Below are 20,755 nucleotides of genomic sequence, written 5' to 3'. Positions count from 1 at the left end.
CTCAATCCCAGGCCGAAACCGGCGCCAGCGCCCGCGGCCGCGCTGCCACTTCCGGCAGCAGCACCCAGACTCCGGCCGGCAACACAGGCCCCAACTCCGCGAGCCCGGGATTGAGACGCCAGAACGCCTCCTCGACCTCGTCGTCGCTGCGGGCCAATTCGCGGTACAGCAACAGGTTCGCCGAATCGCCGGCGATGCTTCGAGCCCTACGCATTGGCGAACTCCTCCAGATCCACCACCCAATCGATCAGCATCGCCGTACCGTCGTCGATGACCGAACTCTGGGTTTCGGTGACGCTCTTGATCACCCAGCGCCCCCAGTTGCGCCCCACGCCGTCGATCAACGGCAGTGGCACACGGCGGGCCTGCAAGGCGCGCAACTCGTCGAGGCGCGCCATGGCCACGCCGTACATGGCCTTGCCGGTGATCTTCAAGGTTTCCAGGCCCTGCCCGCCCTGGTTGGTGCGCGGTTTGCTCACCAGGATGTTCAAGGGCTTCCAGCCCCCATCGGTGGTACGCACCAGGGCGTCATAGGCAAAGCTGCGGGACAGGCCGAAGATGAATTCTCCCAATGCCATCTGCTGTTTCATCACGCCACTCCATCGGTCAACGCCGCGCCACGCCGCACGGCCAGTGAATCGCCCATCAGCGGCAGCCACTGCGCTTGCAGTTGCTGCACCACCCGGTCGGCCAGTTGCTGGGCGCTGGCCTGGTCCTGGCCGTGGATATGCACCACCGGGGCAAAGTTGATCTGCCGGTTGTCGGCCTGGGCTGCCGCCAGGTTCTGGCTGACCGCTGCCGGCGCGGCCAGGCGGTCCGCCTGGCGGCCAAGCTTGTCACCGAGCCAGGCACCAGCCTCGCCGCCGGCCAGGCCGCCCAGGGCGCCCCCCAACAGACCACCGATGGCAGTACCGACACCGGGGAAGATCAGCGTGCCGATCGCCGCTCCGGCGCTGGCCCCGGCATATGTGCCCGCCAGGCCACCGCCGAGCGAACCCACGGCGGCCCCGACCTTGCCGGAGTCACCCGCGCGCCAGCCCTGGACCAGGTCGACTCCAGCCTCGATCAGGCTCAAGGGACGGAACAGCTTGCCCATCAGCTTGCCTCCGGCCCCTGCGGAAAGTCGCGGGGCCTTGCCGGAAAAACGCCGGCCCACCGTGGAACCCACCCGCTCAGCGGCCAGGCGGCCCATGGCCGCCGCTCGGGTGGCCAACCCGGACATCGCTGTTCCCAACCGCGATGACAGCTGCCCGGCGCTGGCAGCCACCCGGGCAGAAGCCTGCCGGGTCACCGTGGCCAACCGGGTCCCGAGGCCAGACACCGCCGCGCCCAGTCCCCTGCCCGCCGCTTGCACGGCTACCGCGCTCCTGCCAGCCAGGTTCGACAGCGTGCTGGTCAAGCGCGAGAACACCGGCCCCAGCCGTGCGCGAATAGCACCGCCACCCGCCGCTCCCGCCGGAGGTTGGGGCCCGCGAGGCTTCTTGCCCAACGAGAACAGGTCACTGACATCGGTGTAGAGGCCCTTGAGCTTCACCAGCGCCGAAACCGCAGCCACCGAGATCGCCAGGGCAGCGGCCACATGAGGGAACATCTGCGCCAGTTCGCCGAACTTCTGCAGCACCGCACCAGCGCCGGTCAACGAACTGCCGTAGTCGGCCAGCACCGCCGAACCCACGGAGCTCTTGAAGCCATCGACCTGGGCATCGAGGCGGTTCCACTGGGCCTGGGGCGTTTGCGCGGCCTCCTGGGCAGCCTTGGCCACCGCCCCCTGGCCATCGCGCAGCGAGCTGGCGTACTGCGGCTTGTCCGCCACCAGGGCAAAGGCCTGGGCCAGCCCGTCCAGGCGTGGCAATAGCGCCTGCAACGCACCATTGTCGGCGAACAGCTGCGCGGCGATGGCGCCCTGGCGTTCGGCCGGTTGCGCCTGCAACGCCGCGAGCACCGACTGGATCGTCTGCGGCGCCTGGGTTTGCATATCGCGAGCCACGGCTCGTGGATCGAGCTTGAGCTCACGCCAGGCCGCAAGCTGCTCCGGCGAGGCCTTGTCACCCTGGACCAGGGCCTGGCTGAACTGGGCCAATGCCACTCCGGCACTGGCCTGGTCGGCCCCCGACTTGAGCAAGGCGGCCAGCAGCGCGGCCGCTTGTTCCGGGCTCATGCCCGCGGCCATGGCGTTACCGCCATAACGGCCGAGGATCGAACCGATGTCCGCCGCCGAGACCTTGAGCCCGCTGCCCAAGTGCTGGGTGGCATCGGCCAGGTCCAGGCGTTGGCCGCGGTCGAGCTGCATCGCACTGCGCCAGCCCAACAGCAAGTCTCCCGCCTGCTTGACTTTCAACTCCAGGCCGGAGCCGACCAGCGCCGCATCCCGGGCAAAGTCCAGCACCTGCTGCGGCTGGTACTGAGCCGAAGCGCCCGAACCCTCGACGCCGACCCCGGCCCTGGCCGCCGCCAGCCCGACCCGCACCAGGTCGGTGGCCGTGGCACCGGAGGGCGCCACCAGGGGTTCGTTGGCCAGCTTGATGTGCTGCTCCACCATCTGCCGCTGCTGCTCGGCGGTCAGCGGCAGCACCCGCTTGAGCTCCACCATCGCGGTATCCAGGCCGATGGCCGGCTTGAGATGGCTCAGGGGCGTGTTGTCCAGCACCGAGGCCTTGGCTGGCTGCGTCGCAGCAGGTGCGGCCAGGACCTGGCGGTCATTGAGGGTCATCAGCAACGAACGCTGGGAGACCAGCACGCCCCTGAGGGATTCGACCACCGCCAGCAGTCGTTCCTGCCCGCGAACCAGCTGCCTGAGCCCGCCGCCAAGGGCGCCATCGCGCTCCGGCAGCGGGGCCGACCACTGCAACGTCGCAGTGACATCGGCGGACAATCCGCCAGCCTGCTGCACCGTGGCGAACCTCAGGGAAAAATTACCTTGTGCCATCGCACGCTACTCCTTGTTCAGGCCCAGGCGGGTCATCGCTATGTCGTAGCGACGCATGGCCTTGCCGGCGTCCCACTCCAGGATCTCGGCCTCGGTCACCGAGTAGATCAGCGGCACCACATCGAGGATCACTTCGATGTCGCGCTGCGAAAGAAGTCCGCCGGTTGGTTTAAAAAATCGTCGATGCGCACCTGCAACTGGGTCCAGTCCGGCACGGTCAGCATGGCCAGGTCCGGGATCATCAGACCGGTGCAATGGGCGGTGATGAACTCGGCCCGTTCCTTGGGCGTCGCGAGTTTCTTCATCACCTTGGTCGCGCGCAGCGCTGGCATCTCCAGGGTCAGCGACGTCCGGCCCTGGCCGGCCAGGTCCAGCGGCAACAGCAGCGGTACCTGGTCCGGGTCGGCCTGCTCGTCCTGCTCCAGGAAGTAGGAAGTCGGACGGGTCGACATATCGTGTACGTACTGGGCAATGCTCACGTAGTCCGGACGCTTGAGCTGGTCCAGCTCCTTGTCGGACAGCCCCGTGGCGAGCTTGGCCAGGGCGAAGAACTGATCGTCTTCATCATCCCCGGCATGGGCCAGGGCATCTTTTTGCGCAGCGTAGAACAAAGGCTTGAGCGTGATCCGCTCAAGGGTGCTGCCATCGTCGCCGGTAATCGGCGCCAGCAGCACATGGACCGGAGGTGTCCAGGACATGAGATCAATTCCTTGGAAAAACAAAAACGCCGCCGGCGGCAGAACAGCTCAGGCACCGGAGGCACGGAAGGGCAATGCCGATCAGTTGGGGAACTTGTAGGAGCGAGGCTTGCCCGCGATGGACTTCAGGGTGCTGAGTTCATCCACTGGCTTAACGCCCCTCCCGAGCAATCGAGCGTCGACCGACTGCTCCTACAGGGGATCACCGCGCTTGACTGACCGGCATTGGCAAGGAAGGGTCGCGCCGTTTAGGGCAGCAACACCGCACGCCGCGCCGCGCCGAGGATGTCGACCCCGTTGAGCATGAACTTCTGGGTGCGCACATCGACGTCGATCACCGGCACGCCGTTTTCCAGACGGTTGTAGGTACGGCAGCTCAATTCCAGGGTGGTCTTGGGCTGCTCGCCCATCTTCAGCGGGGCCTCTTCCAGCGACTTCAGCTTGCCGCCCACGGTGTGGTAGATGAAGTAGGTGTTGCCGTCCTGGTCCTGCCCGGCTTCCCGGACGTTGAGCAGAATGTCGTCACCCACGCTGACGCCCAGGGCCAGCATGATTTCCGGACCTGCGCCTTGCAGCACCAGCTTGGCCCCCAGGACCTTGCCGCCCTTGGCCATTTCCTCGCCGATGAAACGCCCGCCACGCATTTCCTGCATCTCGAACTCGATCTTCGGTGGCGTGAACTCCTCCACCGTCGCCGACAGCGGCAGGCCTTGCAGGGTGGCCGCGATGGCCTGTCTGAATCGGTTGGTAAACATTAGAGAACGTCCTCCAGGAACTGCTCGATGATTTCATCGCGGGCATTGAGTTGATAAATCATGTGCTCGTTCGGCGCGTAGCGGCCGTAGTCGATGACCACGTACCAGGTACCGTTCTTGTACTTCTCGACGCTGTTGAGCTCGGGGTGCAGGTAGACCTTGCCGCCCGGGATGGTCTCGTCGGCCACCAGGGTCTGCAGCCAGTCGTTGATGCGCTTGACCTCCTGGTCCATGAACGACTTGGTCAGGTTCTTGGCCATGGCCTTCTGCCCGGCCTTGACCAGCTTGCGGCTGATGGCGTCTTCCAGGCCGACGTAGCTGATGAACTTGCCGGTGATGGAGCGGTTGCCCAGCAGCGAGAAGCCGCCCAGCACGGTGCGTGCGTAGTAGCTGATGCCATGGCGGTTGAGCAGGTCGCCCTCGGTGGAGGTGTCGAGGATGTTGTATTCGACGCTGCGCGAAACATCTTCGGCGAAGGTCACCTGGTTGCCCGGACTCTCCCACTGCTTGACCTTGGCCAGGGCCGCGATGGCCAGGCTCGATGGGGCCAGGAACACATTGGCCTTGGCCGCCTTGGAGTACACCGCCGGCAGGTTGTGCACCACCAGGCAGCGGTCGAAGCCCAGGTCGGCGCCGCCCAGTTCCTTGCTGTACGCCACCTGGTCGGCCACCGAGGCATCCTTGCCATCGAGCACCACCCGCGCCTTGATGCGCTTGCCGAACGCGGCGAACTCACCGGCCACCGCCTTGCTGCCGGTGAAGCCCGGGGCGCCGATGATGGTCAGGTCCTCGGGCACGCTGCTCAGGGCCGCCAGGCCCAGCTTGCGCCCGGTCACCGCCTCGTCGCCGCCGATCACGTTGTTCAAGGTGTCGGCCGGGGTCGCGCCCTCGTCGACGATCACCACGTAGACCGGCACCTTGACCACCTTGAGGATCTGCAGCACCGCCTGGAACAGCGTGCCGGCCTCGGCGCCGGTAGGGTCCAGCAACGCCTGGGTGCTGAAGTTGCTGATGCGGATCGGCGTGTTCTTGGCCAGCGAGGCATGGGCGTTGGGCGCGGTGCCCACCAGGCCGATGACGTTGTCGCCCAGGCCACCCATGGCCTCGGGGGATTCGCTGGCATTGACGGTGATGCCGTTGTGCTCGAAGTTCAAAACCTCAGCCATGGTCAGTCAGCCTTCTTGGTCGCGGCCTTGGCGGCCTTGGTGGATGGGGTCTGCGCCGCAAGGACGCTGGTCAGCTCCAGGCGCCCGGCACTGCGCAGCGCGCTGGCCTGGACATCGAGCAGGTCGAGTTCTTCGCCGACGCTCGACCAGTGCCCACCACCGGTGGGAAATGGCACGAGCACGGTGTATTTCTGGCGGATAGCCATGTGAATGTCTCCATACATGAAAAAGCCCCGGGATAAGCGGGGCAGTGAGTGGGTGCAGCAAAGAGGAAAAGAAAACGCCCCGGGGCAAGCGGGGCGTTCATTGAATGGCGTCAGCCAACCAGGACGGAGCGGAGGGACGATGCTCGCTCAACGGAAACCTTCCCGACTGGGGCCATTGGCGAAGGGCTTGCCGATAGCTCTGCAATGCTGAATAGCGCTCGGCGGACAGCGTGGTCTTATCCGCTCTCTCAAGCTCGTCACGATGACGAGCAACCAGGTTGTCGGTGCGCATAAGCTGCTGCGACCGCCAGAAACGCTCCAGCGCGGCGGAGTGTTCGGCCGGTTCTTCAGTGGAAGCTGGCAGTATCACCACCCGACCATGCTCCAGCGCCAGCGTGGCTCCCGGCGCTCGCTGCATGGCAGCGATGAAATCCTCTTCAGGAACCTCGACTGCATCATCGGGAATAGCGTGATCCTGATAGCCGAAGTCCTCGGGGAAAAACTGATTGTTACTGGGACTGAATTTCATCAAGTCTCCTCAACGGCCAATGGCCTGCCAGTGAATTGCAATGTCATTTGCCCAAGATGCCGCAGATTTGAACCCATTGACCGTTTCACCCGTTGTCACCACCGGAATCGCCACTCCGCCCGCCCCTCGGTGCGTGACGAGCACTCCGAACAACTCGTTCGGAAAGGCCATCGGGAAAGGGTTGTAGGCCGTCTTCGCAATCGTAGTACCGAAGGACAAATGGCTGGGATCGCCCCCAGCCACACCATCGCCCCACATCCGGATAAGCCCGTTTGGCATGCGTTCGAAACCGTTGCGGGCGAGCAGCGCTTTACCGACCCCGCCCACCACTCGATAGGACAAACCAGGCTCGCCGACCGAAGCGCTCGACATGACGATGAACTCGCAGGCCGTGCCATTCCTCAACACATAGGTAGGCGAAACAACCTGGGCGGCGGGGCCGGCGAATCTTGAATTGGCTGCCGTCAGGGAAACATCGCCCCCGACCGCTTCAAGATAAAAGCTGGTTCCCAGCGGCAGCGTATTGGCATCAGGCAGTGCATAGGCTTGGGCACTCCCCCGATTGAAGCCAATGTACTTACCGGCATCCGTGACAGGAATGACGCCACTTGCCGCCTGGTAGTCCGTATATCCACTGCGACTGCCCAAGGCTCGCTGCACGAACTCAGTCGTAGCCAATGCCTTGCCGTTATTGAATTGCACAGGGGTATTGGCTGTTGGGTTAAGCAGCGCCGGAGCATTTAAGGGCGCGAATCCCTGACTGATGTTCTGGAACGTCAGGGCTGTAGTCCCCAGCACGATCACACCGTCCGTGACCAACTGCCAGATGGTGTCGGCAAGCGTCGCACCCTCCTCTACCGACACACTCAAGGCGGGCGTGACCTTGGCATTGGAGTTCGCATCCGTGGCCCGTAGCCAAGGGCCGTTGGCCACGACATAGATCCCGTTGTCTTTGGCCGCCACCTGGGACTTGACCAAAACCCGATCTCCCTCGACGACAGCGACACCATCGATCTTTTGCGCACCGGAGAGTGTGATGTTGGCAGTGCTGGCTGCGCGCACGGACTGTTTCTGGTCGAGCTTGGCCAGTTCGTCGGCAACGTACCCGGCTACCCAGGAACGAGTAGCCTTGACGAGGGTGTCGTCCACCAGCAACGTGACCTGGGCCGCGTTGCTGCTCTGGAAGATCGCCCGCAGGTAGAACTCCTTGCCTTGCCCGGATGTAGCCAGGACCGGCTTGTAGGACTCCGCATACTTGATAACCGCATACAAAATACCCGTGTCGGTCCAGATTCCCGCTTCTCGGACATACCACCCGCCAACATCATCGGGAATGGTGGCCTCGGCCATCAGCCAACTGGGGTTCTTCGGATCCTGGTACAGCGCGTTCAAGTCGCCCCGCCAGACCTCCCGACGCAGCGCCGTAGCAGAGGCGTCGGGGTTGTAGACGGCGCCATTGCCATCCCCCACGGAAAACTTGGACAAGCGAATCGGCGTACCCGCTGCCTTGCAGGCGGTTTCATAGGCAATCCCTGCCTGCGTCAGCAGGGTGTAATAGTCGGACATTCATGCCCCCTGAGGATAAATGGTAGAGCTCTCGACGATGTAGGCCCCGGCTGCCATGAAGGCCATCCCGGAGCTTTGCAGGCCATCGAGGGCCAGTGGATAGATGGTCGACATCTCGCCGCATATCGTGGTTGCGGCAACGTAGTGCTGGCCGCTGGTACCCAGGCCTACCGAGACAGAGAGGATGTCCCTCTCACTCTTGGCCTCGGCCAGGCGCCGATCCAGGCGGTCATTGATTGCTTCGCTGTAGGGCCGCTGGGAATAGGCCCGTACAGAAAAGCTGTAGGGCGCACCAGCCGGTTCTCGCTCATGCCAGGCAACCACCTCAGGCATCAGCTCCAGGCCACGTACGGCGTTTTCCAAGGCGCGTCGGGTACCCGCCTGGCGCTTCGTGGGCCAGGCCAATTCGACCGTCAGGCGTTTTTCGGATTCCCGGGCCTCGGAGCTCCACTCCCCGACGCCACGATCCGCCGCCAGGTACGGCAAGAACTCGACAGGCGTGGCCTTGGGAGTCATCAGTTCGGGAAACGGTGGTGCCACTCGCTCCAGCAGACTGCCGAAGCCAAGGTCCAAGGCCTTTTCCAGGGATGAGCTGTTGGCAGGAAGCAGCCCGGGCAAGATCGACGAGCCAGTCATAACGTACGGACCTCCACCTGCACCTCTGTGCAATAAGGCGCCTGAAACGCCGTGGTGACCACCGGCTGCTGCGGCTCGAGAATTTCCAATTGCACCGCGCCCGCGGCATGCAGGGTGTAATCGATCCAACTGGGATCGACCCGTCCCTCAAGCCGGTGGCACGACTCGGCATATCGACGTAGCTGCTGCTCAACGGCCACCTTGGTCAATCCGGAATCAGGGCCTGCATGTATCTTGGCTATCACACGGATCTTGTAGTCTTTGACCTGGGCGCCCTGCACCCTGACCTTGTCGGTTTCCGGGCGCACGTCATCACGAGCAAAATGCTTGCGAACAGCCTCCAGAAGCTCAGCAGACGGCACGCCATCCCCGGAGCGTGACAGCACCGTCACCATCACCTCCCCCGGCGCCGTGCGCCGGGCGTTGCCATCCTTGACCTGGGCGGCGAAGCCATCCGGGTCGAAGGTGTAGGTGACCGTCACCACCCCGGCGTCGCCGGAGTCGACCTTGACCACCGGCCGCTCCCCCAGGGTGAAGATCTCCCGTCGATACTGCATGCGCGAACCGGCCGCTGGCGCATGGGGCGCCAGGTAATAGCGCAGCCGCGCATCGTCGTCGCTTTCGTACACCGGCGGCACCGGCGGAAAGGCCTGGTCGTCGCCCGGCACCAGCAACTGGCGCTCCAGGCCCATGTCGGCCAGGCGCGCGTCCAGGTTGCTGCCAGTGGCCCACCACGCCAGCATCTGCCGAATCCGTGCGTTGTACTTGCGCTCGTGGGTCTGCAAGCGCACGCAGAAGGCCTCCAGGGCCATCGTCAGCAGTTCGCTTTCGTTACCCAGGCTGGTGCGCAACTTGGCCGCCTGCTCCGGGGAACGGGCGGTCACATAGTCAAGGACGAAGGCCTTGAACTCGGCCAGCAACGGCTCGAACTCATCGACCTTGACGATCTCCGGTTCTTCGAGCTGGTTCTGCCCGGGAATCAGCATGCTCATGTCACCACCTCGAAGGATTGCCGGCGGTTGTTCCAGGTCCCGGCGAAGCGCAGCAGCAAGCCCGCGCCCTGGCGACTGGCGACGATGACCTCGGGCTCGAAGTCGGCGATGCCGTTGGCCTTGTTGTAGAACGCCTCGGCGGCGTGGCTCTGGGCCAGGACCAGCAGGTCGTCGCCAAGATTGCGCCCCAGCAACTGGGGAATCAGCGAACCGTACAGCGGTCGCTTCTGCCGGGTGCCCAAAGGGGTGGTCAGCGCTCGGGTGGCACGCTGGACGAATTGCAGCCAGTCATCGACCGCTGCCCCGGTGTGTCTATCAACGCCGATCATGGCGAACTCCTTATGCGGTACTGATGACTCGGCCCTGGTGCTCCACCAGCGGGCCGCGCAAGTGCACGCCCCCGGCGTCCAGCCGCAGGCCGCTGGCGCCCAGGCTCAGGTCCACGGCATCGGCGGTCATCACCAGGCGGGCATTGCCCAGGCTCAACTCCAGCGCTTCACGGCTGCCGCTGAACGCCGCCGGGCCGTTGCTCCAGTTCAGGGTATGGCTGGTGTCGTCGTAGCTGCTCTGGCTGCCATCGCGGTATTGCCGCCGGGTCAGGCCGGCGACCGTGGAGGCCGGGGGGAAGCGCTGGCTGTTGAGCCCGAACAAAGCCACCGACTGGCCCCCGCCCTCCCCCGCGCCGTGGTTGAGCAACAGGCATTGCTCGCCCACCGAAGGAATGCGCGACTCGCTCTGCTCCCCGGCGCTGGGGTTGAAGAAACGGATGGCCGGGGTCAGCAGGTCGCCATGGCTGACCCGGCAGGTATTGCTGGCGGCGTCCACCGAATGGCAAACGCCGATCCGGCAGAAACTCTCGGCACGCCGATGCAGGTCGTCCAGCTCGGTTTCCATCTCGGCCAGGCGCTCGATGATCGGGGCCAGTTGCACCCTAAGGAAGGCATCGAACATGGTTCAGTCCTCCAGGGCTCGGTATTGGCTCGGATCGTCGATGCTGGAGACTTCCCAGGTGCGGGCGAACAGCGGCTTGCCCACAGGGTCGTCCAGCAGCGCCGGGCCCAGGTAGATGGCCTGCTCGAAACTCAGGCTCCAGGCGTCATGGGTCGGCTGCGGATCGGCCGCCGGCAAAGGCTGCGCGACGATGTTGCCCGCCGCGCCACACTGCTCGGCCGACCAGCCCCAGCGGTTATCCGCCAGCACCGTCAGCAGCCGGCTGGCCAGGTCCCAGGCGGCCTGGGTCGAACCCGCCTGGCGCGGCACATACAGCTGCAGGACGATGCGCAGCAACTGCGCCTGGCGCCCCTGGGAGGAACGCGGGGCCTGCTGGTTACGCTCGATATCCAGCAAAAGCCAGGGCTGCCCGGAGGTGTTGTCGAAGTCCTGGCGCGTGCCCACCTGCAAGCCCGGCTCGGCCTGGCGCAAGCCACGCTCGATGGCCTGCAGCAGTTCGGAAGGTTTACGAATATCCGGTACGGACATGAAAGTCTCCTGTTCCTCTCAGGGATGCCGGGCCACCGCCGGGGCGCCCTGCAGCAGGGCCTGGGACTCGCGCACCCACTGCTGCAACGCCTTCAGTTGCTCGGCGTTGGCGTGGCACTGGTTGTAGTTGTCGACGACGCTGGCGGCGACGGTAGAGAGTGCAAGGCCCGAGGCGGCGCCATCAGTGCCGCGGGGGCCTCCGGCCACGGGCAGGTTGCGGGCGCCGGCGTCGTGCACCCGGACAAAACCGGCAGGCACCACGCAAGCACTATCAGCGGCTTGGGAAACATAGATAGGAACCTCCTTGGTAATCGTGGCGCCCGCCTGGTAGACCTTGACGATGCGGTCGACGTACTCGACCACCACCTTCTCCTTGACCGTACCCAGGGCCTGGCCCTGTTCGAAGGACTGGCGCAGGCGCGCCTCGTCCAGGACGTGGTTGCGGCTACGCTCGCTGCCGACCCCGGTGATGTAGCCCAGGGCATAGAGCAGCCCGGCCATGACCGCCACGGCCAGCCAACTGCGAATGTTCATGCTGATTCTCCTTGGCGCAGGCCGGCGGCCTCAGGCGGCCGGCAGGCCCAGTACCGAGCGCGCCCGGCCCCAGAGCTGGCGGCGATCTTCCAAGCCGTTCAGGCCGCCATTGATACGGCGGGTGATGGCGTTGAACTCATCACGATCGGCCAAGGCATTGAGCCCCGCCCGTTCCCAGAACCAGGCTGCCGATTCGGCGGCCCATTGCGCCTGCTCCAGCAGCTCGGGCAACTCCAGCAGGCGCTCGTCGCCGAACAGGCCGAGGCTGCACTGGCGATAGTTGCTGCGCCCGGTGACCTGGATCAGCCCACGCCCGCGATAGCGCTGGCCGTCGCCATCGGCCTCGGGGGTATTGCCCAGCCGCGCGGCCAGGGTGCCGGTGTCGTACTTGCTCAGGTACTGGGCGTTGCCCAGCTCGCGCACGTACTGCAACTGCCCCGATTCATGGCCGATCTGCGCCAGGAACGCCGCCTGGCGCTTGGGCGTATCGATCTGCCGGCGAGCCATGGCAGCGTTGAGCGGGGATACGAAAACGCCCGCTTGGCGGCGGGCGTTCGGCATGATCTTGAGCAACTGCTCTTCAGTGATCGACATAGAGGATTCCTTTCATTTGTTCTTCCCACGAAACAGCGCGAACAGTGGGTTGGATGGAGCCTTCAATACGGAAGGCGCCAGTACCGGCCACTCGATCTCGGACGGATATCCGGGCTGCTGTTCGATACGATTCAAGGCGATGCAATAGCGCTTCCAATCGAGCAAGGCGTTTTTCTCCTCGGTAGAGGCCTCTCCAAGGTCGACGGCGTACTGCAGGGGGGCCAGGCGGATAGCCGCCTCACGCAAACGGTTGTCTCGCTCCAACAGCAGCTGTTCCAGAGTCGCGGACTCCCGGGCCTCCCGGTCAAGTTGCCAGCGGTCATCGAGCCAAACGTGATAGGGATCGGGACGGGGCTGGGTAGTCAGTCCCTCGGGCAGATCACCCAGGCGCTCCCAGGTACTTGCCGCACCACCATGGATCTGGAATACCTGGCCGCGGTGATCAGGCAACAGTTGGGGAGCACCATCGACCCAGGCCCAGGCGAATCCCTTTTCGGGCGGACTCAACTCGCTGGGCAATTCCACGGCATTGGCCGGCAACTGCACACCCAGCCCGGGAACCACAGGAAATACCACCGGCCCGATCAACGCTCCGGCAGGGCTCACAAGATATTCAGGCATGAGAACCTCAGATAAGTTTGATACGGCCGGGATAGGCGATGTTTCGCGGACGCACCATGCCCCAGAAAACACTTGAGATCACTTCTGTATTGGCCGCAAAGTTGTAGTAGATCATTCCATTGAACGAGGTCGGATCGACCCCTACCTTGGCCATCTCGCCAATACCGTGCACCGCCGGGGCCTGGCCGTTGTCGCCGGTGATATTGGTTCCGGTTTGCCAGCTGCCCGCCCCACGCCCGACATCGACCCCACGATCCTCGTCGAGTACCCGCAGGAATTCGCCCTGGGCCTCGGGCAGGCGAAAAGTCGATACACCATCACCGTAGCTCCAGCCCCCCGCACGATCGTTGTCGGGGCGCAACATGCCCGATTGCTTCGCGTGATCCCACAGCCAGGGCCAGTCGGCGCGGTTCAGCAACTTGCCGTTCAAGGCGCCATATCCACCCGGGCTGAACTGGGTCGTGGTCTCGAAGAACATTCGCCCAAGGGCAGCATTGTCATAGCGCCCGACCGGCCACCAGCCTCCCGCCCCATCACTGCGCAGATGCCAAAAATCACCAGCGCCCATCAACACCAGGAAACCGTACCCTGCGGCACGCAGATGGGTGTGGAACTTGATAGTGTCAGCCCCCGTGCATTGCACCAGTATCCGGTTGCCACCGTTGTCGAGCCGCCGCACGATCACGTCGCGCACACCCAGTACCGAGTCCGCCGCCGGTAGCGTCAGCGTGATCGGCTCCTGTGCGCCGTTGACCATCACCAGACCCAGGTCCTGCGCGGCCAGGCCTCTGGAATGGTTGATCTGGAGCACGCGCGAAAGCATGGGACTGGCGTTGGCCAACATGACCTGCAACGCCTTGAGCAGCTGAGCGGTATCCGCTTCATCCGGTACAAGCCCGGCGCGGCCAATCACCGTCAACAGCTCCTGGGTAATGCTGTTGCCCCAGGCGGCGGGGATCAGCGACCCGGGAGTTCCGGCCACAGGATTCTCATCGACGAACTTGCCGTTGAGCAGGCCTATGCCAGGAACGCTTTTGGGATAATCCACTGTTCTACTCCTGCATGTTTTTTCCAATGAACAAGGCCTGGGCATGCCGCCCAATCGGCCTCACGACGCCTGCTGGCCCACATCAGGACGCTGCATCCGGGGCCGGTTGCGCGGGCTTTCTGGCCCGGGTGCGCTTCACCGCGGCAGCCGCTGCCGGCGCCGGCATCGCTAGCACGGGGCGCTTGTCGCTGGCGGGGAAACCGTCCTGGGCCGGCCATTGGCGCAACAGCCGCCGATACTCCTGCAGGCTCTGGAATTGAGCCGCCGACAAGCTGGTGGCGCCACCGGCGTCCAGCTCATCGCGATGGCGTGCCACCACGCCGTCGGTCGCCTGCAATTGACCGTCGCGCCAGGCCCGCTCGATCAGCGCCAAGGTCTCGGCCGAAGGCCCGGGGCGCTCCACCAGGATCGGCCGGCCCAACTCGTCGGCGGCGATGGCCAGGCCCTGGGCCTGGCCCTCGAACAGCTTCAGGTACTCCAGGTCGGTGATCTTCACCGCCTGCTCCAGCAGCGCCGGTTCATGCTCGTCGGAGCACAGGAAACCCAGGGTCTGCGCTAGAAAATACTTGCTCATTCAATACCCCCAAACCAGGATGCGGCCGCCGATGGCAGTCGGAATGGGGGCGTTGGTCCCAAAGATATCCCGGGACTTGGCCACCACCACCGCCTTGTTACTACTGAGCAGGTCGAAGGCCCAGACCGTGGTTCGGCCCGTGGCTCCCCAGCCCAGGGGATTGAGTTCGTTGGCAATCCCGCCCAGCACCGCGTTGGGAAACTGGATAGGCAACGAGACGATCATGTTGCCGTTGCTGTCGGAGCCACCGGCGATCCACTGCACGATCAAGCCACTGGGCAATTTCTGATAACCCGTGGTGTTCAACGCACAGGCAAAACCCGGCATGTAGCGCATCGGTACGCTGCCCAGCAGCGCCGTCCATTCGCCATTGAGATGCTTGACCAGCACCACCGAATCGCCCACGCCGAACTCGAAGCTGCCGAGGTAGCCGTTGCCGACGGCGATCTTGTCGCCCCCATTGACCACCACGGTCATGGCCCCGGTGCCGGTGTTCATCAGGTACAGGGCGCTGCCATTGGCGATGGCCGGTCCGGCCGCGGGCAAGGTGATGCTGTAGCCGCCATAACCGAAGCGCACGCAACGACCGATATCGGCGGCGGTCAGGGTGGTGGCCGCGTTGTAGACCGCCACATCGCGCAGCGAACCCAGGGCGCGTTGCACGAACTCGGTGGTGGCCGCCGACTTGCCGTTGTCGAACTGCGGTTTGGTCTGGAACAGCGCGCCGCTGCGCAGCGCGGTGATCAGCTGGTTGTTGCTGCCCTCCAGCGGAGCGATGCCCGCCGCCGACAGCACATTGAGGATTTCATCGGTGATCGCGTTGCCCCAGCTGGCCGGGATCAGCGACCCCGGTGTGCCGGCAACCGGGTTTTCATCGATGAACCGGCCATTGACCAGCCCGGAGCTGGGCACGCTTTTTGGATAGTCCACAGGTGATGTCCTGAAAAGGACGCCCACCGCTGCGCCCCGGGTGCGACGCGGCTCGGCCTGCGGCCAGGCAACGTCGGCACCCGGGTGGCGGGCAGGCGTCTTGAGATGATTGAAAACGGCTCGAAGGATTCGCGCCGGTCATTGGCCAGGCAGATTGCCTGGCAGCCATTGGGGGGCCTGCGGGCGCGCCGCCACGGCCGGAAACCCCTGGCAACCGGGCCATTCGCGCAGGGCCTGGCGGTACTCCAGCAACTCCAGGTACTGCTGCGCGCTAAGGCTAGTACCGCGACCCAGGTCCTGTTCATCGCGGTGCCGGGCCGCCAGCCACTGGCTGGCTTCCAGGCTGTCGCTGCGCCATTGGCGCTCCCGGGCTTCCGCCCCCTGGGCCACCACTTCGGCCACATGGGCCCGGACCATGGTTTCCAGCTTGTCGCCTGGCGGTGTCGCCAGCGGCGCAGCCACCGGCTCGGTTGCCTCAGCCGCCGCAGCCGGCACTGGGATGGCCTGCCATTCCATGCCCACCCGCACTTCGCGCCCCGGGGGCGCAGGGTGGATGGCCGCGAGGAACTGCGGGGCGAACAAATCAGCGATGGCGTAGTCGCCGGTCTCGATCAACTCGACCACCACGCCCTCTTCCACACGGACATAACGGGCCATCACGCGTACTCCCAGATTTCACAAAAGCCATTACCACCGGCGCCGCTCAAGCAGGCGGCAGTGGTGTTGGACGAACAACTACCACCGCCACCCGAACCGCGACTTCCTGCAAACCCCGGAGTATTAAGACCTGTAAGGGGAGCGCCACCGTCGAACGGACTAGCGCCACCAAAACCTGCCGCTGTTCCCCAATTCGGGTTGCTCATGGCATATCCACCCTGCGTACCTCGAGCGCTGACAAGATTGCCGCCAGTTACAGAACTGCCCCCCATGCCCCCATGTACAAAGTTAATAATGGTCGAGGCCAGGGTAAGCACCTGCCCCCCCTGGCCTCCGGTCGCACTCATGTGACTACCAAAGGAACTACTGCCTCCCGTGGTACCCGCGACTGCACGTGCCTCGCCCCCGGCACCCAGGGTAATGGGCACACCCGAGAGCATCTGTGGGGTCACGTCGAACAAGCCCTCGGCAAAGGCGCCGGAACCACCGCCACCGCCCATGGTGAAACTACCTGCGGGCACCGGCTGGCAGCCGCCGCCGGAACCACCGGCGCCCACCAGGCGTACGCGAATGCGCTTGGCCCGGGGGTCGGGTCGGTACAGGGTGATGCCCACGGTTTCGAACTGCTTCACCGCCAACAGCCGCCCGCCAGCATCGCTGATGCCGTAGCCGCCCAGGGTGGTGGGGGTGTTCTTCAAGCGCTTGAAGTCGAGCAACTCGCCAATGGCCTGGGTCAGCTGGTCAGTCTTGCGTTCATCCGGCACCAGGCCGGCGGCCTTGATGACGTTGAGGATCTCCTGGGTGACGCCATTGCCCCAGTCGGCGGGAATCAGCGATCCCGGCGAGCCGGTCAGCGGGTTTTCATCGACGAAGCGGCCATTGACCAGGCCCGCACTGGGCACGCTTTTCGGATAATCCATGGTTCATGTCCTGTCAGTGGGGCAACTTCGCCAGCCACTTGGGCGGCTCGGGTCGCGCTTGGGTTTGCGACTCGCCGGCCGAGGCCGGCCAGTCCCGCAGGGCCTGGCGGTAAGCCAGCAGCTTGGCGAACTGCTTGCGCCCCAGGGTCGCCGGGACGCCAGCGTCGAGTTCATCGCGATGGCGGGCCACCAGCCAGTCGGTCCCGGCCAGGGCCATGCGGCGCCAGTCGCGCTCGGCTTGCAAAAGCGGCTGCTGTGGTTCGGCGCCAAGGCTGTCCGGAGCCGGGCTGAACAGCTCATCCTGGTAGCGCCAGCCGACGGTCACCGCAAGGCCTGGCGGCAGCTCGACGCCACCGTCGATATCGCCGCTCACCAGGGCCGTCACCACGCCCTGTTCGATAAAGGCTTTCATTCCTAGGCCTCCCATCTGACACGGGCGTTGATCACCCCCGACGTACTGGTGTTCTGCGCCCAGGACAGGATCAGTACACGCCCCATGTAGCGATCGCTGAAGCCACCTTCGGGCATGACCGATGTCGCCGCCCTGAAGTTATGGCCAGTGTCCTCGGCCACGATGCTGTAGTCGGTCTTGACGAGATCGTCGTAGTCCATCATTCCCGCAACGTAGGCCCGGGGTTTCCTGGCCCAGTTCAGGGGCAGCGCGTAACTGCCGCTTGCTCCGGACCAGACCCCCACGGCTTCCAGCCGCGCCTTGTTGGCCAGCAAGGTCAGCTTGGGCAGGGTCCCGGCACCGGCGGTGACCACCTTGGCCAGGAGCATGTCGATGCAGGTGGAATCGAAACCGCCTCCGGAGGCGCCGGCGGCGCCCTTGAGCGCCGGGGGAACGGCGTCGTTGTCGGTGCCCTTTTGCAGGTAGCAGCCCAACGCCCCGCCCATGACCTGCATGCGCAAGAAGTAGGTGCTGTTGATATCCAGGTCGGGAGAAATCCAGGGCACGCTGTACAGCGCCCGCGGACGGGCGGTGATGCCCACCAGGGCTTCTTCGCCCAGGCTGACCAGCACCCCGCCGGGCACCATGACCGTGCCACCCGCCGCAGCCGTACCCGGTGTCACCGCGATACGCCCGTCGGCCGTGGCCACGGTGGGAAAGGCCAACGCCGCCAGGGGCTGGGCATCCTGGGCCAGTACGCTCTTCAAGGCCCTGAGCAACTGGTCCGATTCGCTTTCGGCTGGCGTGATGCCCGCCGCACGAATCACATTGAGCAACTCCTCGGTCACACCATTGCCCCAGGCGGCGGTGATCAACGAGCCGGGCGTCCCGGTCAGCGGGTTTTCGTCGGCGAACCGGCCGTTGACCAGCCCCGCGCTGGGCACACTTCTGGGAAAGTCCATCACCTGCCCTCTAGTCGTAATTGATATGCACCCGGGTATGGGCCGGGGCGCTGCGGTGAATCAGGCACTCCAGGGCCGATCCGGGGTTCATGCCGAAGCGTTCGCCCCAGTAGCTGGCGCCGTAGCGCCGCCCGAGCAGCAGCCGGCCGCCGGTGTTGAGCGTCCACATGAACTGCGCCTGCCAGGTGCCGAAGTGCGCCGAGCCGAAGCGGGCGCGACCCATGCGCGGAGCCTCCAGCTCGGTGATGGTGGCGTTGGGGTAACCCTGGCTGCGGGCGATTTCCACGTAGTAGCTCAGGGCCTGGCTGCCCACCGCCAGCAAGCGCCGACGCACCGCCAGGCGGCGGTCGTCGAACAGCGGCATGGCCCCCAGGCAGGGGTCGGGCAGCTCCATCACCCGCTCCCAGTCCGGCACCAATTCGCTGACCCCGGCGGGGTCCATCTCGTTGAGCAGGTCGGCGGCCCGGGCATCCAGGCGCGCCAGTTCCTGGGCGATGCCTTCGAGCACCTGCTCCAGTTCCGGCACTTGCTCCGGGTCCCAGGCCGGGCCGCTGGGCAGCAAGCTGCGCAGTTGTTCCTGGTACTGGGCCGCGCTTCTCATTCCAGCCATACACAACCTCCGAAGGTCAGCAGCTGGTTGTTGGCGGCCGGTACGTCGGCGCTGGGCGCCATCAGCTTGTGGTCGTTCTCGCCGGTGGCGCTGCTGATGGCTTCGGCGATATGGGTCAGCAGCAAGGTTTCGCCGAGACCGGCTTCACGGTGGTGCAGATCGCGCAACTGGGCTTCCACCGCGGCGCGCACGGCGCTGGTGTCCGGGCTCAGGCGCAGGCGATAGGTCACCGGCTGCTGCACCGGGGCCAGCACGTGGACCTCGGCGGTCACCGGCCGCAGCGGCTCGATATGCGCTTGCACCTCGGCCAGTTGCGCGGCATCCGGCACCGGGTGCGGATCATCGTCACGCATCACGAACAGGCCCACGGTGCCCGGCCCGAGGTAGCTGCCACGGCACCAGGCGCGGGTCACGCCGGGGCACTCCAGGGCCCAGGTCTCGTAGTCCTGGGCCGAGCCGCCATGGGGAATGACCCGGTACGAACGGATCACCCGCGAGCGCAGCGACTCCAGGCTCTCGCGCGCGACGCCGCCCACCAGCCCTGGCGCCAGCACCGTGAAGCTGCCGCTGATGCCCTGGATCGGCTGCACCGGGATCAGGCTCAGGCCGGCCTCGGCATTGCCCAGGGAACCGGCATCCAGGGCGGCGATGCTGGTGCTGTTCAGGCCGCTGCTGGTGGTCCGCGCGGCGGTCACCTTGTAGCTGCGGCCATCGCTGGACTGCAGCAGCGTATCGACATCCAGCACCGCCCCGGCCGACGCCATGAAGCTGACGTTGCCGCTGGCCGCCTGGGCGGCCTTGCGTGGCTGGTTCAGGCGCAGGGCGGCGATCCGTTCCAGGGTCGACTCATCGGCCTTGTCCGGCAGGATCTGCTCGGCGATCCAATCCAGGTAGCCATACAGGCCAAAGGCGGCGCCGCTGAGGGTTCGGGCCAGGACTTGGGCATCGGACTGGCGCAGCGAATCGCTGGCCAGGTCGCTTTGGGTGCGCTTGATCAGCACCGGCAGCGAAGGCGTTTCAAACGGCATAGGTCACCTGCCAACTGTGTTCGGGGTTGATGTCCAGGCGCTCGCCACCGGCCAGTACCAGCACGATGCGCAGGTTCAGGCGTTGGGCGTCGAGGCGTTCGCTGCTGATGTCCACGGCGCTGCAATGGCCATCGTCGATCAGCCATTGCAGGGCTTCGCGGGCGTAGAACTCGGCGTCGAGCTGGGTCTGGCGGGTCAGCTTGACCCGGCGCAGCAACCACAGCCGCGAGCCGATGCGGTCGTCGGCCACCGTGGGAAAACTGTCGCCCCACCAGCCGAAGCGCTCGTCATCGTCGAGCACGTCATCGTCGGCGGCGCGGCGCCAGGTGTAGAGGCTGATCAGCACCGCGCGGGTCAGCGCGGTCTTGAGGTCGTGGGTGAGGAACATCATGGACCTCCCACCGGTGCGCCGGTCTGGCCGGGGCCCGGCTGCACGCCGGCATGCGGGTGGCGCATCTGGCTGATGCCGCCGGCCACCTGGTCGCCCTGGGAGACGATCTTGCCGGTCTGGGTCAGGGTCGGCGTATCGATGTTCACCGCCGTGTCCGCCCGGATGTTCAGGGTGCCGGTCTGGATATCGATCACCCGGCCACGCTTGAAGTGCACCTTGTCGCCTTCGTCGGTGTAGATCGCCACCTCGCCGGGCGCCAGGGCCTGGAGGCGGTAGCGGCGATCAGCGACCACCAGCACCACGGCGTGGGAGCGGTCGCCACCGAGGAAGGTGGCGATGCCTTCGGCCCCGGCCAGCGGATTGCTGGTGAAGCCGTAGGGCTCGAAATGCTCCATGTCGTCATTCACCTCGCCGGCGGTCAGGCGCATCTGGAGCGATTGCAGTTTGTTGGCCGAGTTGGCGAGCACGACGGTGCCGCGCGCCAACAGGCGTGTCAGTAGGCTCATGGTGGATTCCTTGGCTGGCCCGGGCCCGACGCATCG

At 65.4% G+C, this 20,755-nt stretch carries 29 protein-coding genes; all 29 read right to left on the bottom strand.

Features of this window, described 5'->3' with window-relative positions; translation table 11 throughout:
- Position 1 precedes the first annotated feature (1 nt).
- Positions 2-214 (bottom strand): tail protein X, encoded by a 213-nt coding sequence (locus tag ACK6AU_RS00675; RefSeq protein ID WP_185697836.1) that lies wholly within the window; start codon positions 212-214, stop codon positions 2-4.
- Positions 207-590: a phage tail protein gene (locus ACK6AU_RS00670; RefSeq protein WP_185697835.1), complete on the bottom strand. Its 384-nt coding sequence runs from the start codon at positions 588-590 to the stop codon at positions 207-209. The genes ACK6AU_RS00675 and ACK6AU_RS00670 overlap by 8 nt, the downstream gene beginning before the upstream one ends.
- Positions 590-2,926 (bottom strand): phage tail tape measure protein, encoded by a 2,337-nt coding sequence (locus tag ACK6AU_RS00665; protein WP_409297217.1) that lies wholly within the window; start codon positions 2,924-2,926, stop codon positions 590-592. Before ACK6AU_RS00665 ends, ACK6AU_RS00670 begins: the two co-directional genes overlap by 1 nt.
- Before the next feature lie 6 nt (positions 2,927-2,932).
- Positions 2,933-3,058, bottom strand: a complete 126-nt coding sequence (locus tag ACK6AU_RS00660; RefSeq protein WP_022642640.1) for a hypothetical protein — start codon at positions 3,056-3,058, stop codon at positions 2,933-2,935.
- Positions 3,055-3,624 carry a phage tail assembly protein gene (locus ACK6AU_RS00655; protein ID WP_409297215.1) on the bottom strand — a complete coding sequence of 190 codons (570 nt, stop codon included), beginning with the start codon at positions 3,622-3,624 and terminating at the stop codon, positions 3,055-3,057. Before ACK6AU_RS00655 ends, ACK6AU_RS00660 begins: the two co-directional genes overlap by 4 nt.
- 248 nt (positions 3,625-3,872) lie before the next feature.
- Positions 3,873-4,379 carry a phage major tail tube protein gene (locus tag ACK6AU_RS00650; RefSeq protein ID WP_409297213.1) on the bottom strand — a complete coding sequence of 169 codons (507 nt, stop codon included), beginning with the start codon at positions 4,377-4,379 and terminating at the stop codon, positions 3,873-3,875.
- Positions 4,379-5,545, bottom strand: coding sequence for a phage tail protein (locus tag ACK6AU_RS00645; RefSeq protein WP_185697832.1), 1,167 nt, complete (start codon positions 5,543-5,545; stop codon positions 4,379-4,381). The genes ACK6AU_RS00650 and ACK6AU_RS00645 overlap by 1 nt, the downstream gene beginning before the upstream one ends.
- Positions 5,546-5,547: 2 nt before the next feature.
- Complete coding sequence (locus ACK6AU_RS00640; RefSeq protein ID WP_022642635.1) at positions 5,548-5,751, bottom strand: hypothetical protein; 204 nt, start codon at positions 5,749-5,751, stop codon at positions 5,548-5,550.
- A 97-nt stretch (positions 5,752-5,848) separates the two neighbouring features.
- Positions 5,849-6,280, bottom strand: a complete 432-nt coding sequence (locus ACK6AU_RS00635; protein WP_185697830.1) for a phage tail assembly chaperone — start codon at positions 6,278-6,280, stop codon at positions 5,849-5,851.
- A 9-nt stretch (positions 6,281-6,289) separates the two neighbouring features.
- Positions 6,290-7,846, bottom strand: a complete 1,557-nt coding sequence (locus ACK6AU_RS00630; RefSeq protein ID WP_409297210.1) for a phage tail protein — start codon at positions 7,844-7,846, stop codon at positions 6,290-6,292.
- Positions 7,847-8,482: a phage tail protein I gene (locus tag ACK6AU_RS00625; protein ID WP_185697828.1), complete on the bottom strand. Its 636-nt coding sequence runs from the start codon at positions 8,480-8,482 to the stop codon at positions 7,847-7,849.
- Positions 8,479-9,474 carry a baseplate J/gp47 family protein gene (locus ACK6AU_RS00620; RefSeq protein ID WP_409297208.1) on the bottom strand — a complete coding sequence of 332 codons (996 nt, stop codon included), beginning with the start codon at positions 9,472-9,474 and terminating at the stop codon, positions 8,479-8,481. The genes ACK6AU_RS00625 and ACK6AU_RS00620 overlap by 4 nt, the downstream gene beginning before the upstream one ends.
- On the bottom strand, positions 9,471-9,803 hold the full coding sequence (locus ACK6AU_RS00615) for a phage baseplate protein (RefSeq protein WP_053135635.1): 333 nt from the start codon (positions 9,801-9,803) through the stop codon (positions 9,471-9,473). The genes ACK6AU_RS00620 and ACK6AU_RS00615 overlap by 4 nt, the downstream gene beginning before the upstream one ends.
- A 10-nt stretch (positions 9,804-9,813) precedes the next feature.
- Positions 9,814-10,425, bottom strand: coding sequence for a phage baseplate assembly protein V (locus ACK6AU_RS00610; protein WP_022642629.1), 612 nt, complete (start codon positions 10,423-10,425; stop codon positions 9,814-9,816).
- 3 nt (positions 10,426-10,428) lie between these two features.
- A complete protein-coding gene (locus ACK6AU_RS00605) occupies positions 10,429-10,953 on the bottom strand; it encodes a hypothetical protein (protein WP_185697825.1) in 525 nt (174 codons plus the stop codon).
- Positions 10,954-10,971: 18 nt separating this feature from the next.
- The gene (locus ACK6AU_RS00600; protein ID WP_124345887.1) at positions 10,972-11,487 is read right to left on the bottom strand and encodes a hypothetical protein; all 516 of its coding nucleotides are present in this window, start codon (positions 11,485-11,487) and stop codon (positions 10,972-10,974) included.
- Positions 11,488-11,517: 30 nt separating this feature from the next.
- Positions 11,518-12,081 (bottom strand): glycoside hydrolase family 19 protein, encoded by a 564-nt coding sequence (locus tag ACK6AU_RS00595; RefSeq protein WP_409297204.1) that lies wholly within the window; start codon positions 12,079-12,081, stop codon positions 11,518-11,520.
- A 12-nt stretch (positions 12,082-12,093) separates the two neighbouring features.
- On the bottom strand, positions 12,094-12,702 hold the full coding sequence (locus ACK6AU_RS00590; protein ID WP_085066047.1) for a tail fiber assembly protein: 609 nt from the start codon (positions 12,700-12,702) through the stop codon (positions 12,094-12,096).
- 7 nt (positions 12,703-12,709) lie between these two features.
- Entirely contained in the window at positions 12,710-13,750 is a 1,041-nt protein-coding gene (locus ACK6AU_RS00585) for a phage tail protein (protein ID WP_409297202.1), read from the bottom strand.
- A gap of 82 nt (positions 13,751-13,832) precedes the next feature.
- A complete protein-coding gene (locus ACK6AU_RS00580; protein WP_409297200.1) occupies positions 13,833-14,324 on the bottom strand; it encodes a phage tail protein in 492 nt (163 codons plus the stop codon).
- Positions 14,325-15,254: a phage tail protein gene (locus ACK6AU_RS00575; protein WP_185697822.1), complete on the bottom strand. Its 930-nt coding sequence runs from the start codon at positions 15,252-15,254 to the stop codon at positions 14,325-14,327.
- 138 nt (positions 15,255-15,392) lie between these two features.
- Positions 15,393-15,911 (bottom strand): phage tail assembly chaperone, encoded by a 519-nt coding sequence (locus tag ACK6AU_RS00570; protein WP_409297198.1) that lies wholly within the window; start codon positions 15,909-15,911, stop codon positions 15,393-15,395.
- Complete coding sequence (locus tag ACK6AU_RS00565; protein ID WP_409297196.1) at positions 15,911-16,831, bottom strand: hypothetical protein; 921 nt, start codon at positions 16,829-16,831, stop codon at positions 15,911-15,913. The genes ACK6AU_RS00570 and ACK6AU_RS00565 overlap by 1 nt, the downstream gene beginning before the upstream one ends.
- Before the next feature lie 13 nt (positions 16,832-16,844).
- Positions 16,845-17,243, bottom strand: a complete 399-nt coding sequence (locus ACK6AU_RS00560) for a phage tail assembly chaperone (RefSeq protein ID WP_185697819.1) — start codon at positions 17,241-17,243, stop codon at positions 16,845-16,847.
- A gap of 2 nt (positions 17,244-17,245) precedes the next feature.
- Entirely contained in the window at positions 17,246-18,184 is a 939-nt protein-coding gene (locus ACK6AU_RS00555; RefSeq protein ID WP_260497928.1) for a hypothetical protein, read from the bottom strand.
- Between the two features lie 10 nt (positions 18,185-18,194).
- Positions 18,195-18,794 (bottom strand): YmfQ family protein, encoded by a 600-nt coding sequence (locus ACK6AU_RS00550; RefSeq protein WP_185697818.1) that lies wholly within the window; start codon positions 18,792-18,794, stop codon positions 18,195-18,197.
- Positions 18,782-19,822 (bottom strand): baseplate J/gp47 family protein, encoded by a 1,041-nt coding sequence (locus tag ACK6AU_RS00545; protein WP_068580489.1) that lies wholly within the window; start codon positions 19,820-19,822, stop codon positions 18,782-18,784. The genes ACK6AU_RS00550 and ACK6AU_RS00545 overlap by 13 nt, the downstream gene beginning before the upstream one ends.
- Positions 19,812-20,210, bottom strand: coding sequence for a phage GP46 family protein (locus tag ACK6AU_RS00540; RefSeq protein WP_185698142.1), 399 nt, complete (start codon positions 20,208-20,210; stop codon positions 19,812-19,814). The genes ACK6AU_RS00545 and ACK6AU_RS00540 overlap by 11 nt, the downstream gene beginning before the upstream one ends.
- Positions 20,210-20,719 (bottom strand): phage baseplate assembly protein V, encoded by a 510-nt coding sequence (locus ACK6AU_RS00535; protein WP_185697817.1) that lies wholly within the window; start codon positions 20,717-20,719, stop codon positions 20,210-20,212. Before ACK6AU_RS00535 ends, ACK6AU_RS00540 begins: the two co-directional genes overlap by 1 nt.
- Positions 20,720-20,755 lie beyond the last annotated feature (36 nt).

This window comes from Pseudomonas sp. KCJK8993 (assembly GCF_046230915.1).
GTDB lineage: Bacteria > Pseudomonadota > Gammaproteobacteria > Pseudomonadales > Pseudomonadaceae > Aquipseudomonas > Aquipseudomonas piscis.
This window is presented reverse-complemented; position numbering and strand designations above follow the sequence as displayed.

Coding starts and splice junctions, on each gene's coding strand:
- ACK6AU_RS00675 (WP_185697836.1), bottom strand. CDS start 214: ATGCGTAGGGCTCGAAGCATCGCCGGCGATTCGGCGAACCTGTTGCTG.
- ACK6AU_RS00670 (WP_185697835.1), bottom strand. CDS start 590: ATGAAACAGCAGATGGCATTGGGAGAATTCATCTTCGGCCTGTCCCGC.
- ACK6AU_RS00665 (WP_409297217.1), bottom strand. CDS start 2,926: ATGGCACAAGGTAATTTTTCCCTGAGGTTCGCCACGGTGCAGCAGGCT.
- ACK6AU_RS00655 (WP_409297215.1), bottom strand. CDS start 3,624: ATGTCCTGGACACCTCCGGTCCATGTGCTGCTGGCGCCGATTACCGGC.
- ACK6AU_RS00650 (WP_409297213.1), bottom strand. CDS start 4,379: ATGTTTACCAACCGATTCAGACAGGCCATCGCGGCCACCCTGCAAGGC.
- ACK6AU_RS00645 (WP_185697832.1), bottom strand. CDS start 5,545: ATGGCTGAGGTTTTGAACTTCGAGCACAACGGCATCACCGTCAATGCC.
- ACK6AU_RS00640 (WP_022642635.1), bottom strand. CDS start 5,751: ATGGCTATCCGCCAGAAATACACCGTGCTCGTGCCATTTCCCACCGGT.
- ACK6AU_RS00635 (WP_185697830.1), bottom strand. CDS start 6,280: ATGAAATTCAGTCCCAGTAACAATCAGTTTTTCCCCGAGGACTTCGGC.
- ACK6AU_RS00630 (WP_409297210.1), bottom strand. CDS start 7,846: ATGTCCGACTATTACACCCTGCTGACGCAGGCAGGGATTGCCTATGAA.
- ACK6AU_RS00625 (WP_185697828.1), bottom strand. CDS start 8,482: ATGACTGGCTCGTCGATCTTGCCCGGGCTGCTTCCTGCCAACAGCTCA.
- ACK6AU_RS00620 (WP_409297208.1), bottom strand. CDS start 9,474: ATGAGCATGCTGATTCCCGGGCAGAACCAGCTCGAAGAACCGGAGATC.
- ACK6AU_RS00615 (WP_053135635.1), bottom strand. CDS start 9,803: ATGATCGGCGTTGATAGACACACCGGGGCAGCGGTCGATGACTGGCTG.
- ACK6AU_RS00610 (WP_022642629.1), bottom strand. CDS start 10,425: ATGTTCGATGCCTTCCTTAGGGTGCAACTGGCCCCGATCATCGAGCGC.
- ACK6AU_RS00605 (WP_185697825.1), bottom strand. CDS start 10,953: ATGTCCGTACCGGATATTCGTAAACCTTCCGAACTGCTGCAGGCCATC.
- ACK6AU_RS00600 (WP_124345887.1), bottom strand. CDS start 11,487: ATGAACATTCGCAGTTGGCTGGCCGTGGCGGTCATGGCCGGGCTGCTC.
- ACK6AU_RS00595 (WP_409297204.1), bottom strand. CDS start 12,081: ATGTCGATCACTGAAGAGCAGTTGCTCAAGATCATGCCGAACGCCCGC.
- ACK6AU_RS00590 (WP_085066047.1), bottom strand. CDS start 12,702: ATGCCTGAATATCTTGTGAGCCCTGCCGGAGCGTTGATCGGGCCGGTG.
- ACK6AU_RS00580 (WP_409297200.1), bottom strand. CDS start 14,324: ATGAGCAAGTATTTTCTAGCGCAGACCCTGGGTTTCCTGTGCTCCGAC.
- ACK6AU_RS00570 (WP_409297198.1), bottom strand. CDS start 15,911: ATGGCCCGTTATGTCCGTGTGGAAGAGGGCGTGGTGGTCGAGTTGATC.
- ACK6AU_RS00565 (WP_409297196.1), bottom strand. CDS start 16,831: ATGGATTATCCGAAAAGCGTGCCCAGTGCGGGCCTGGTCAATGGCCGC.
- ACK6AU_RS00560 (WP_185697819.1), bottom strand. CDS start 17,243: ATGAAAGCCTTTATCGAACAGGGCGTGGTGACGGCCCTGGTGAGCGGC.
- ACK6AU_RS00555 (WP_260497928.1), bottom strand. CDS start 18,184: ATGGACTTTCCCAGAAGTGTGCCCAGCGCGGGGCTGGTCAACGGCCGG.
- ACK6AU_RS00550 (WP_185697818.1), bottom strand. CDS start 18,794: ATGGCTGGAATGAGAAGCGCGGCCCAGTACCAGGAACAACTGCGCAGC.
- ACK6AU_RS00545 (WP_068580489.1), bottom strand. CDS start 19,822: ATGCCGTTTGAAACGCCTTCGCTGCCGGTGCTGATCAAGCGCACCCAA.
- ACK6AU_RS00540 (WP_185698142.1), bottom strand. CDS start 20,210: ATGTTCCTCACCCACGACCTCAAGACCGCGCTGACCCGCGCGGTGCTG.
- ACK6AU_RS00535 (WP_185697817.1), bottom strand. CDS start 20,719: ATGAGCCTACTGACACGCCTGTTGGCGCGCGGCACCGTCGTGCTCGCC.